The organism is Shewanella sp. WXL01, assembly GCF_012263345.1.
GTDB lineage: Bacteria > Pseudomonadota > Gammaproteobacteria > Enterobacterales > Shewanellaceae > Shewanella > Shewanella maritima.
This window is the reverse complement of the sequence record NZ_JAAIKQ010000003.1, coordinates 26891-39120: the sequence shown is the minus strand read 5'-3', so window position 1 is coordinate 39120 and position 12230 is coordinate 26891. Positions and strand designations below refer to the sequence as shown.

Sequence of the window (12230 nt, the reverse complement as noted above, 5' to 3'; positions counted from 1 at the left end):
CCATGCTTGAGTTAAAACAACTTTATCAGGGCTTTCGTGAGCCAGAAACCATCGCCAGACTCGCAGAGCAAATTAAGCAGCAGGCGGAGTTAGTGAAGCAGCGCGATCCTGCCGAGAAAATCAACATCATGGAAGTGTGTGGTGGTCATACTCACACCATCATGAAGTACGGCCTAAACCAGCTATTGCCAGACAATATTGAGTTTATCCACGGCCCAGGTTGTCCTGTGTGTATCATGCCAAAAGAGCGTATTGATCACGCCATCACCCTCGCCTCACAACCAGATATTATTTTGGTGACCTTAGGCGATATGATCCGCGTTCCGGGCTCAAAAGGCTCTCTGGCACAATGCCGCGCAAATGGTCACGACGTGCGCCCAATTTACGACCCGCTCGATACTCTACAAATCGCTAAAGATAACCCAGATAGAAAAGTGGTGTTCTTTGCCATTGGCTTTGAAACCTCAACCCCAATGACGGTGGTGTTGCTTGAACAAGCCGAGAAGTTAGCGATTACTAACCTTTATTTCCACATCAACCACGTATTGGTGCCACCAGCAATTAGCGCAGTAATGGCCGACCCAGCCGTGCGCGTTAACGCCTTTATTGGCCCATCTCACGTGAGCGTTATTCAAGGCAGCGAAATCTACCGCTTTGCCGTCGATAACTACAACACACCTGTAGTCGTCAGTGGTTTTGAGCCAGTGGATGTGATGGAGTCGATTTTGCGCATTACCACTCAGCGCGCCAAAGGTGTGGCCGAGCTAGACAACCAATACACCCGTGCAGTTACGCCCGAAGGTAATACTAAGGCGCAAGAGTTAGTAAACACTTACTTGTGTGTGCGCGAAGACTTCCGCTGGCGCGGCCTTGGGCCCATCCCTGAGTCGGCACTGCGCCTTCGCGATGAGTATCAGCACCGCGACGCCGAAATCAAGTTTGCTGACATCTTACAACACGAACCAATTGAAGATCATAAAGCTTGTCAATGTGGCGATATTCTCCGTGGTCTATGCAAGCCAAAAGACTGTAAAGTCTTTGCTCGAGGCTGTACCCCAGACTCGCCAATGGGTAGCTGTATGGTCAGCTCAGAGGGCGCATGTAACGCCTACTACCGTTACAGCGGCGTTACCGAAAACGCCTAACGTAGCTGAGCCAATTAAGGAAATATGATGAGCAATAACCCAAAAAAACAAGTCCAGCTAAGCCATGGTGGTGGCGGCAAGGAAATGAATGCCCTGATCCACAAGCTGTTTTTCAAAGCTTTCGACAATGAGATTTTATCCAGCGAAGAAGACGCTGCCGCATTAAATTTAAACGGCCCAACTGCATTCACCACCGACTCTTTTACCGTTGCGCCGTTATTCTTCTCAGGCGGCAATATTGGCAAGCTAGCCGTAGCAGGCACAGTAAACGATCTCGCCATGATGGCAGCCAAGCCAGAGTATTTAAGCTGCAGTTTTATCATTGAAGAAGGCTTTGCCATTGACGATTTAAAAACCATCGTTGAGTCAATGGCCAGTGAGCTTGCCAAAAGCGGTGCTAAAGTCGTGTGCGGCGACACCAAGGTCGTACCAAGAGGCTGCGCAGATGGCATTTTCATCAATACCTCAGGTGTTGGCGAAATCCAAAAACAAGGCATTTCGGTTAAAAACATCCAGCCAGGCGATGCGATTATTGTCTCGCGCGATATCGGCCGCCACGGCGCTACCATTCTTATGGCACGTGAAGGCCTAACCCTCGACTCAGAGCTTACCAGCGACTGCGCAACCCTCTGGCCTATGGTTGAATCTCTGCTTAACGCTGATATCCCCGTTCACGCTATGCGCGATGCTACCCGCGGCGGTTTAGCGGCCGTGCTTAACGAGTGGGCAAGCGCATCTGATGTTGGCATTACAGTGCAAGAGTCAGAGCTACCCATTGCCGATGAAGTAAAAGGCCTATGTGAACTATATGGCTTTGAAGCCTTTGATTTAGCCAACGAAGGTACCTTTATCATCGCGCTACCTAAAGAGCACGCTGAGCAAGCATTGAACCTTATTCAAGCCCATGAAGATGGCAAAAATGCCGCTATCGTGGGTGAAGTTACCGAGGCGCACAACGGCAAAGTTATTCTTAAAACCCCATGGGGCAGCAGCCGTTACATCGACTTACCACAAGGTGAGTTACTACCAAGGATCTGCTAGTTATGCATGAATACTCGATTGTATTAGCCCTGATTGAGCAATGTGAACAGCACGCGGCTCAGCATCAAGCGGATAGCATTGAACGAGTAAGTATCAAGGTCGGCGTCCTTAGCGGCGTCGAGCCAGACTTGCTTAAAACCGCTTTTGATACCTTTAAAGAAGAGGGTATTTGCAAAGGCGCCGAGTTAGAAATGCATATCCAACCGCTAGTGCTGCATTGTCAGGATTGCGATAGTAAGCAAGAGATCGGTGAGTACAATATCATTTGCCCTAAATGCCAAAGTAGCAATACCCGGGTGTTGGATGGCGAGGATATGTATTTGATGCAGTTGGAAGTTGGGCCAAAAGTCGCAGCTGTTGGTTAAACTGACCGTTTAACGATTGGTTTATTTTTAATGACAGCGTCATTTGCGACGTGCAGCTGCTCAAACGTTTCCAAACTTCGTTTGGATTAAAGTCGTGGGTTTTCCACCCACACCCGAGCAAGAAGGGGATCAACAGCAATCCCCCTCTTGCATCTCCCCGTGCCGCCCCGACGAAATTGTTTTTCCTCGTGCTTATTCGAAAATACCTAACGCTTTCGATAGGCCATCCATGGCCAAACGAAAGCGAGCCTGACGTCCTGTCAGGCTCACGCTATTTTCTTCAACACCCTTCGGCAATTCCGAAGGGGACTAGGTGTAGTCTGCAGTGGCATTTCATATCAAAAGTCGTTGCTGAGTTCTATTGCTTTCTTTGCAGCCTTCATACCACCAGAGTGGAATTAAAAAATACCGTGAGTTCAGCCATGGTCACTCTTTGGCATCCCTGCCATCGTGACATCAGTATATCCCTATACTAGAGATGGCTGACTAGCTTTCGAGGGGAAGTGTCGCTTTAAGGCATCCATGCCTTCGCGACATCAATATATCCATATATAAGAGACCCCCATTGGAAGCGTTAGGTGTTTTTTAATGGAGTGAAGCAGGCTACAAGCGAAGTCAGATGCTCGATAATACTCCGTTGGAAATTTTCGCTTTTCAAAAATTTCGCCGGAGCGTTGCGGGTTTCCAAAGGGGAACAAACGCTTTTCCCCTTTGGTCGGGTGTGGGATGAAATTCCACGACTTTGAGCAACGGCACGTTGCAAATGACGAAGTCATTAAAGCCTATGAGTTTCTGTGTAGTGGCCAATTTAACTTGACCGCTACCAAGACATAGATACTTATCAGATAAGGCTTCAAGGGGTATTAATAGAATTAACGCGACAACACTACAAACACTACAAACACTACAAACAGGGAATTAGAACGGAATATCGTCATCCCAAACATCACTTGCAAACTTTGACTCTTGCCCTTGATTCGCAGCCACAGAGGTTGCTGCAGAACTTGATTGATTAAAATTTGTTGGCTGATTTACGCTTGTTGCCTGATTATAGTTGTAATCAGGCTCGCTTGGCTGAGACTGAGCAGTTTGAGATGGTTGTGCAGCTGAAAGCTTCCACACCTGTAATGCATTAAAACACCGCTCAGGCTTACCTGCTGGTTGCCACAAGCGCCCAGTTAAGTTGAACATCACTTGTAATTCATCACCAATATTAAATTGGTCAAGCAAGCTACAATTATCCTTAATGAGCTCTAAGGCAATATAGTTAGGGTAAGCACTATTTTCATCTGGGCCCGTGGCTTTTAATACAAATTCGCGCTTAGTAAAACCGTTGTTACCATAGGTAGTGGTCTCCCCCATGCTATGGATAATACCAGTCATTTCATAACTTTTTGACATATTGCTTTGCTCTTGTGTAATCAACTAATGAGACTTCTCGCCACTGCATTTTATGCATGGTGGCGCAAAAAAACTAGCAACAGATCTTAACACGCTAACGTCAATATGCTGAGAGCAAAAATCAATAAAAGTAATAAATAGAGTTACCTCTATTTATTAATCAGCACTAACCAAAAAACTCGGCCATGCATGAATGAATTTAAACTTAAAACCGACTCCTTATAGCTGAAGCACCTCAACCTCTTCTTGCTCAATCCGGCTCACATGACTGTATACACACGCCCTACCTGGGCGGCAAAATCCTGCAAGGGTGAGGTTATTCGCCTCGGCCAATTTCACTGCCATTTCGGTGGCGGCGGAAATCGCCATCAACACCTCAATGCCAGCAAGTAAGGTCTTTTGCACCATCTCGTAACTGGCGCGGCTAGTCACCAATATTGCGCCGCCGCTTAACTGATGCTTGCAGATATAGCCAATCAATTTATCTAACGCGATATGACGGCCAACATCCTCATAAATCGCCACCAATTCGCCTTCTGGCGATAAATACGCGGCGGCGTGAGTTGCGCCTGTAAGCTGATTGAGCGCTTGATGCTCACGCAATTGCTCTAGGGCGCCATCAATCTTGGCGACATTTAAAGTGAGGTTAAAGCCCAGTGGGGTGACGGGTTTAGCAAAGCGGTCGAGACTTTCTGTACCGCAAATACCGCAGCCAGTGCGGCCTGTCATATTGCGTTTTAAATCTTTCAATTTGTGCAAGCAGCGATTGGCAAGTTCAACATGCAGCTCAATGCCGTTGCAACTTGGCGCCACCTCAATATCGTGAATATCTTGATAACTATCGATAATCCCTTCGGTAAGCGAAAAACCAACAGCAAGCTCTTCTAAATCGTTATTGGTGCACATAAGCACCACGTGGGATACGCCGTTATAAATCAGTGCGACAGGGGTTTCGACCACCAGCATGTCTTGGGCTTGTTGGCAGTGACAGTCGCGATATTGATGGACTTGACTGCGCTGGGCAACATCGCAGCAATTATCTGCGGCATGATTATGTTGCTTAGCATTTACCGCCTTAACCTTGGGGCTGGCACTTCGTTCAACGACTTCATTCATTTGCATAGTGTTGCCTATTTATATCGAAACTTGTGTCAATTCTTGAGTCAGGGTTGGCGGCAGTTTCGCAATCAATAGGCCAGTCAGTTGAAGCTCGTCAGCTGGCAAAACTCTTGGAAGAGATCCCTAGACGCTGCATGCGCGACAGTAAGGTGGTGCGTTTAAGCCCAAGCTTAATAGCTGCGCCCTTAGGGCCGGCTACAATGCCATTTGTCTCTTTCAAGATTGCGATAATTTGCTCGCGCTCTAAATCTTGTTCTTCTTGAGCAGCTTTTTCATCCTGCTCCATAGATGCATCAGCTTTTGGTTTAAGTACCTGCTCATGGCCACTGGGCAATAGTGCTTTTAGTTCACTGATTGGTATGCTCAGCACCTTGCCTTGGGTGGTAATCACCGCTCGCTCAATCACATTTCTCAGCTCCCGAATATTGCCGTACCAGGGCAGCAGAGCTAGTAGCCTAAGGGTTTCAGCCGGAATAGACGTAATCGTCTTATTCATCTTGGTAGCAATTTCGTTCACAAAGTGCTTTGCAAGTAAGCCGATGTCATCACGACGCTCTCGCAGCGGTGGCAGCACAATTGGGAACACGTTCAAGCGATAATAAAGATCGGAACGGAACTCCTTGTTGTTAACCATCTCTAACAAGTCACAGTTAGTGGCGGCGATTAAACGGGCGTCAACCGGAATTAACTGATGCTTACCAACCCGCTCAAACTCGCCTTCTTGTAATACCCGCAGCAGCTTTGGCTGCAAATCAAGTGGCATATCGCCAACTTCATCTAAAAAGAAAGTGCCCTGGTCAGCCATTTCAAAGCGACCGATCCGCTGAGTTAATGCCCCGGTAAATGCACCCTTTTCATGACCAAATAAATCACTTTCAAACAGGCCAGCTGGTACCGATGCACAGTTCATCTTCACCATAGGTTTCGCTTTGCGTGCACTGAGTTGATGTACAGCCCTGGCAATTAACTCTTTACCTGTACCGGTTTCACCTAAAATCAGCACGGTACAATCGCTTTGCGCCACCATTTTTACTTTTGCTAGCACTTCAGCCATGGCCTGAGACTGACAAACAATGTCGCTAAACTCACTCTGCTCGCCAATGTCTTCAGACACAACAGGCTCATTAAGCTGCGCCGTTTGCGCAAATTCAGCATTCAAATGGAAGTTGTTCAACCCCATGGCTGCCCGCGCACCAACCTGTTGCAGCAGGTCCAAATCACAGTGCTTAAAGTAGTCTTTGTCCTTATGGCAAAACTTTAGTGCCCCCCAAATATGACCTCTAAATAGCAGAGGAATTACGCAGGCCGAATTCAAATTATGAGCAATGATATGCTCGCAAAACTTGTATTTAAGCTGATAACTTTGTAATTGCTCTTTACATATAAGCAGCGGCTTTTTTGTGTTAAATACAATTTCAGCCGGTGTTTCAAAAATTTTTATTCTACGAATATTAAGGTCAGTACCAAGTGAGTTAGATTTACTGGTCAGTGCCTGTAAGCTATTTACTTTATATACATCGTGACAAACTAACTCTTGCTGCTCATGATCAATGGACATCAAACTCAAATGCTCGATACCAAAATGCTTTTTCATATGCGACTGCAGCGTTTTTGCTAAACCTTGTAAACTGTCTTGGCTTAATACCGCATTGGTAATATCAACTAATACTTCGCAGCTCTTTTTTTCTTCTCTTAATTGCTTTTCTTTTGTTTTAGATTTTTCTTTATTAAGCACATTACCAATACCAATACTGATAATGTTTGCTAGCTGCCTTAATTTACTAACAACTAGACTATTAAACTCATCAACCTGATTGCTTTGGAACTCAGCCCAACCAACCACTCGCCTATCAACAAGCAAGGGAATACGACAATAAATTGAAAAATTTAAGTATTTCCTCTCTCCCGCTAGCAAGGGATAACTGTGTTCAAATTGCTCAGCGCTCATAATGGCTAAGCCTGGTTCATCGTCGAAGTCGAGTATTTCGTAGTTTTTATGGGTACAGACTTCGCCGTTGATGTAGTTATATTCACTGTAGCAATCGCTATTAATCTCATTGAGCGTGCGCAGCACTACGTGAATTCGGCTTACATTGACAAATTTGAATTGATATTTATTAACAATCGAAACTAACTGTTGCACATCTGTCGCCAGTAATACTTCTTGGGCAACATCAATAAATATCGGCTCCCACTTAGTGGAAATTTCATCCATCAAAGGTGTCATTTTCAGCATGTGCTCATCTCTCGAGTTTTATCTTTATAATTATCTAATATGATTATATTTAGACGTTAAAAATTCTCAGTGATAGAGATCGAACATTGCTAACTTTTAAGCAGCTGTAATAGTAATATTCCTCACTTTCTAACTTGGACTAAAAAATATTATTTCATCTATTTAAGAGTCAGGTTATGCCTGACAGGTTTTACGCTGTCAGGCAAGCTAATGCGTAACAAAGTCAGCCGGTTTGCGAGCTAAATAATGACCTGAATGTTTGGCCTAGTTAGGTATTGGTTTGTCACCCAACTAGGCCAAGTTTTAGCTCGCCGTTATAGCAAACTGTTATTCACTAGCTCACAGCTTCTGCGCTGCCTTGAGCCGCTTTTTTGAGCTTAGACTTCAGTGCGCTGTATTCAGACTTCACATAGTTTTCAGCCCATGCTTGATCCTCAATGCCTTCAATCTTCACCGCACAGTACTTGTACTCAGGAGTAAACGACACGGGGTCAAGGTGCTCAATGGTTAGCTCGTTGCATGCACCAATCCACCATTGGTAAGTCATATACACTGCGCCCATGTTAACGCGATCGTTAATGGCAACACGGGTAATAACTTTACCGCGGCGAGATGAAATCCAAACCAACTGCTGGTCACGCAATCCGAGCGCACGGGCATCATCAGGATGAATTTGCACATAGCCTGGTTCATCAGCAAGGGTTTGTAGTGCGCTACAGTTACCTGTCATTGAGCGACAAGAGTAGTGGCCCACTTCACGTACTGTCGATAGTACTAGCGGATACTCATGATCTGGTTGCTCAAGTGGCGCTCGCCATTCAGTGGCAAATAGCTGTGCTTTGCCATTTGGCGTGGTGAACTTACCACCTTCAAACAGGTAAGAAGTACCAGGATGGTCTTCAGTTGGGCAAGGCCATTGCACCGACTTCAAGCCTTCCATTTTCTCGTAGGTTGCACCGGCAAACAGTGGCGCTAGACTACGAATTTCATCCCAAATTTCTTTGGTATTGTTGTACTTCATTGGGTAACCCATGGCGGTCGCCATGCGACAGAAGATTTCCCAGTCGTGTAATACACCTTCAGGCGGATTAACGGCGGCAAAGCTGCGTTGGAAGCCACGGTCAGCACTTGAGTAGACACACTCGTGCTCACCCCAACTGGTTGATGGGAAGATTACATCAGCCATTTCAGCGGTTTGCGTCATGAAGATATCTTGAACAATCACCAGCTCCATGCCGCGGATTGTTTCACGTAAGTGGGCTAAATCTGCTTCTGTTTGCGCTGGGTCTTCACCAAAGATGTAATAAGCACGGCAGCTGCCGTCTTTCACACGATGGCCAAGGGTAGTTAGCGTATATCCTGGGTCTTTTGATAGCTGTACGCCCCAAGCTTGCTCGAACTTCTCACGTACGGCGTCATCGTTCACAGCCTGATAGCCTGGGTAAACGTTAGGTAGCATACCCATGTCACAGGTACCTTGTACGTTGTTTTGACCACGCACTGGACCGCAACCTACACCTGGGCGACCAAAGTTACCGGTAATTGCTGCAATTGAAGCAATACCTTTAACTACGTCAACCGCTTGACCGAACTGAGTGACACCCATACCCCATAGGATCATAGACTCTGATGCTTCAGCATAAGTGCGGATCGCTTTGCGGATTTCGTCTGCTGTGACACCTGTGATTGATTCAACATACTCTGGGGTATATTTCTTCACGGTTTCGCAGTACTGCTCGAAGTTGTCAGTGTTTTCAGCCACGAATTCAGGTTTGTATAGGCCTTCTTCAATCAACACGTTAGCAAACGCATTGATGATCGCCATGTTCGAACCATTTTTAAGCTGGATCCATTGGTCTGCGATACGCGCGGTTTCAATCTTACGCGGGTCACATACAATGATCTTAGCGCCATTGGCTTTCGCTTTAAGGATATGTTTAGCAACGATTGGATGTGAATCCGCAGCGTTGTAACCAAAAATTAGTAAGCATTTTGTTTTTTCAATCTCGGTGATGGCATTACTCATAGCACCGTTACCAACTGTTGTTACCAGACCGGCAACTGAAGGGGCGTGTCACACCCTAGCACAGTGGTCGACATTGTTCGTACCGATAACGGCACGAGCAAACTTCTGCATTACAAAGTTAGCTTCGTTACCAGGTCCGCGAGCAGAGCCGGTAGTCATGATCGCATCTGGACCATATTGCTTTTTGATTTTGCTTAGCTTGTCACTAGCAAACTTGATAGCTTCATCCCAAGAAACCGCTTCTAAGTCTGCATCTTTAGTGCGGCGGATCATTGGGCTTTTTAGGCGTGGGGTCAGTAAATTAGTATCATTTAAGAAGTCCCAACCATAGTAACCTTTTAAGCAAAGCTCACCTTGGTTAGTCCGGCCATCAGCTGGCTCGGCACCTACTAGTTTACCGTTTTCGGTAATGAGGTTTAATTTACACCCGGTACCACAATACGGGCACACCGTCAGGGTTTTCTTCATCTCTACACTCCGTTATTTCAAAACAAGAAAGTTTTAGAAATCACTCCAGTCATCACGCTGGTACGCCAGCTAAGGCAGCGACTGCTGCTTGCTTACGTTTATCTTGTTTGATTTGGTCCATGTCTTGCGGCTCGATAAGACGAATCGCGTTAGTTGGACAAACTTCAACACAAGCAGGGCCTTTATCACGCGTGCCACAAAGGTCACACTTCAGTGCTTGAGCCTTGATGGTATTCATCTTAAATAGCTCTGAAGGTCCTTGTTGCTCAACCGGGAATGCCACGACATTCATCGCACCATATGGGCAAGCAACAGAACATGTTTTGCAGCCAATACAGCGCGACTGAATAACATGTACTTGACCATTTTCACGGTAAATAGCATTGTTTGGACAAACCTGCTCACAGGGTGCATCTTCACATTGACGACACATGATGGGTGTCGTCACGTCACCATTTCTCACCAAGTTAAGCCTTGGATAGAATTTGCTTGGATCAAGCGACTCTATCTTGCTTACCTCTTGATGAGATAAAACGCAGGCCACCTCACAGGTTCGGCATCCGATACACTGATTGGGGTCTGCAAACACAAATCGATTCATAAGTGATTCCTTCTTCAATCGATCAACCTAAAGTTAAATCTATGGCTTAAGTAGACCTAACCACTAACACGACAATTTGACAGTTCAGCTTGTCACTAAACACGGCAAGCCGAAGTTATAGTTGTTGTATATATCTGCTGTTTTAATTTCAGATACTTATACAAAGCAGGATGTATACCAGTTGGGATAAAATCGATTAAATTTCGATTTAGGTGATTATTTTCAACAACTTAAACATCAACACTTAGTAAGAGCTTACTAATTTACAGGCAGTTTTGTCGGTGTCGACACCCGGCTTCGACATTGGCGTCGACACCAGTGTCGTCAGATCACATTTTTGGGTTCATGGGTGAATTCCCATGATTGAATTTTTGATTGGGTTTGATTGCAGCGGTTTCGCTAGACCTGCCAATCATTGTTTGGATTAGCATTTAATGACTTCGTGATTTGCAACCTTCGATTGCGTATATCTTTCCAAACTCCGTTTGGATCAAAGTCGTGGGATTTCATCCCACACCCGAGTTGATTTGATGCTTTCAATTTCATTGCAAATTTATAGGCTTTAATGATTTCGTCATTTGTAACGTGCGGTTGCTCAACGTCGTGGGTTTTCCACCCACACCCGACCAAAGGGGAAAAGCGTTTGTTCCCCTTTGGAAACCCGCAACGCTCCGGCGAAGTGCTGTTCCTCATGCCAAACGAGCGAATTGACTACCGCCTCATATTCGCCATCCATGGCTCACCTGAGGCTATGTCGGCGTCCTGCCTCCATCACGTCAATTAGCTCTAGGCATTCGGGCACTTCCAACGGAGACCTATCTAGCCTGCAGCTGCATTCATATTGGCAGCTATCTTTGAGTTGTATTGTTTTCTTTGCAGCCTTCATACCACCAGAGTGAAATGAAAAAACACCGTGAGCTCGGCCATGGATGGCCGACTAGCTTTCGAGGGGAAGGGACTCCCCATCGGAAGCGTTAGGTGTTTTTTAATGGAGCGAAGCAGGCTAAAAACGAAGTCAGGCGCTAGATAAAACTCCGTTGGAAATTTTCGCTTTTCAAAAATTTCGCCGGAGCGGCACGGGGAGATGCAAGAGGGGGATTGCTGTTGATCCCCTTCTTGCTCGGGTGTGGGTGGAAAACCCACGACTTTGAGCAACGGCACGTTGCAAAATGACAAAGTCATTTAAATCTATGAAGCAAAACGTAGTTTGGACACTCTCAACCAACTGGCAAGTTACTAAAAAAAGTGACGAGCCCTCGCGAAAGAACCCGTCACAAACCTCAAACTATTGCTCGCTAAAACAAGCGAGCTCTAGCGAACTAGTGGTAGCAAAGAACCACTAAATCACCGCGTAGCCACCATTACCTAGCCAATTAGGCAAACGTTGATATAGGTCGCCAACGGCATCTTCTACCATCTCTGTCATTGGGAACGAGAACGCAACTATCGCTGGTTGCACGCCCACAAATAACACTTCAGGTACAAAGGTTTTTAAGTCTTCAATTAAGAAGTTCAGCGGCAAGCTGTGTGTCGACATAATAAACATGTCGGCAATGGCATCAGGGTCAATCACCCTCACCTCACCAGCTTGCTCACCAATTTCTGCCGCATCAAATACAATCACCCGTTCAGGGGCAAGTTGACGAACCTTGTACACGCAATTTTCTGGAGCGCTACCGCCGTCAATTACCGCCCAATCTTCGATTGGATTTTTGATCATCAGCTCTGCCAGTAAAGGGCCTGCGCCATCGTCACCCATCATGCTGTTACCTACTGCTAATAGCACGTTTTTGACTTTCGCTGGCGCATCTTGATTCATGTCAGTCAT

General features: G+C 46.0%; 9 protein-coding genes. 3 read left to right on the top strand and 6 right to left on the bottom strand.

Annotated features, from left to right (window positions below; all coding sequences use genetic code 11):
• Positions 1-2 precede the first annotated feature (2 nt).
• From hypD to hypA, 3 genes are read left to right on the top strand one after another with little or no spacing between them, the layout of a single operon-like run.
• Positions 3-1145 (top strand): hydrogenase formation protein HypD, encoded by a 1143-nt coding sequence (hypD, locus tag G3R49_RS09100; protein WP_167869446.1) that lies wholly within the window; start codon positions 3-5, stop codon positions 1143-1145.
• Positions 1146-1172: 27 nt separating this feature from the next.
• Positions 1173-2186 carry a hydrogenase expression/formation protein HypE gene (gene hypE, locus G3R49_RS09095; protein WP_167869445.1) on the top strand — a complete coding sequence of 338 codons (1014 nt, stop codon included), beginning with the start codon at positions 1173-1175 and terminating at the stop codon, positions 2184-2186.
• A 2-nt stretch (positions 2187-2188) separates the two neighbouring features.
• The gene (gene hypA, locus G3R49_RS09090; RefSeq protein ID WP_167869444.1) at positions 2189-2551 is read left to right on the top strand and encodes a hydrogenase/urease nickel incorporation protein HypA; all 363 of its coding nucleotides are present in this window, start codon (positions 2189-2191) and stop codon (positions 2549-2551) included.
• A gap of 918 nt (positions 2552-3469) precedes the next feature.
• On the opposite strand, the gene G3R49_RS09085 is transcribed toward hypA, so the two are convergent.
• The 6 genes from G3R49_RS09085 to hycI form a co-directional block, all read right to left on the bottom strand.
• Positions 3470-3952: a DUF3127 domain-containing protein gene (locus G3R49_RS09085; protein ID WP_167869443.1), complete on the bottom strand. Its 483-nt coding sequence runs from the start codon at positions 3950-3952 to the stop codon at positions 3470-3472.
• Between the two features lie 219 nt (positions 3953-4171).
• A complete protein-coding gene (gene fdhD, locus G3R49_RS09080; RefSeq protein ID WP_210147172.1) occupies positions 4172-5074 on the bottom strand; it encodes a formate dehydrogenase accessory sulfurtransferase FdhD in 903 nt (300 codons plus the stop codon).
• A 91-nt stretch (positions 5075-5165) separates the two neighbouring features.
• Positions 5166-7307 (bottom strand): sigma 54-interacting transcriptional regulator, encoded by a 2142-nt coding sequence (locus tag G3R49_RS09075; protein WP_210147171.1) that lies wholly within the window; start codon positions 7305-7307, stop codon positions 5166-5168.
• 334 nt (positions 7308-7641) lie between these two features.
• Positions 7642-9801 (bottom strand): formate dehydrogenase subunit alpha, encoded by a 2160-nt coding sequence (fdhF, locus tag G3R49_RS09070; protein ID WP_167869442.1) that lies wholly within the window; start codon positions 9799-9801, stop codon positions 7642-7644.
• A 52-nt stretch (positions 9802-9853) separates the two neighbouring features.
• Positions 9854-10402 (bottom strand): 4Fe-4S dicluster domain-containing protein, encoded by a 549-nt coding sequence (locus G3R49_RS09065; RefSeq protein WP_130601085.1) that lies wholly within the window; start codon positions 10400-10402, stop codon positions 9854-9856.
• Positions 10403-11741: 1339 nt separating this feature from the next.
• Entirely contained in the window at positions 11742-12230 is a 489-nt protein-coding gene (gene hycI, locus G3R49_RS09060; RefSeq protein ID WP_245335319.1) for a hydrogenase maturation peptidase HycI, read from the bottom strand.

Bases quoted from the DNA above. Each gene is read 5' to 3' on its own strand.
- hypA (WP_167869444.1), top strand. From the start codon at position 2,189: ATGCATGAATACTCGATTGTATTAGCCCTGATTGAGCAATGTGAACAG.
- G3R49_RS09075 (WP_210147171.1), bottom strand. From the start codon at position 7,307: ATGCTGAAAATGACACCTTTGATGGATGAAATTTCCACTAAGTGGGAG.
- G3R49_RS09085 (WP_167869443.1), bottom strand. From the start codon at position 3,952: ATGTCAAAAAGTTATGAAATGACTGGTATTATCCATAGCATGGGGGAG.
- hycI (WP_245335319.1), bottom strand. From the start codon at position 12,230: ATGACTGACATGAATCAAGATGCGCCAGCGAAAGTCAAAAACGTGCTA.
- fdhD (WP_210147172.1), bottom strand. From the start codon at position 5,074: ATGCAAATGAATGAAGTCGTTGAACGAAGTGCCAGCCCCAAGGTTAAG.
- G3R49_RS09065 (WP_130601085.1), bottom strand. From the start codon at position 10,402: ATGAATCGATTTGTGTTTGCAGACCCCAATCAGTGTATCGGATGCCGA.
- hypE (WP_167869445.1), top strand. From the start codon at position 1,173: ATGAGCAATAACCCAAAAAAACAAGTCCAGCTAAGCCATGGTGGTGGC.
- hypD (WP_167869446.1), top strand. From the start codon at position 3: ATGCTTGAGTTAAAACAACTTTATCAGGGCTTTCGTGAGCCAGAAACC.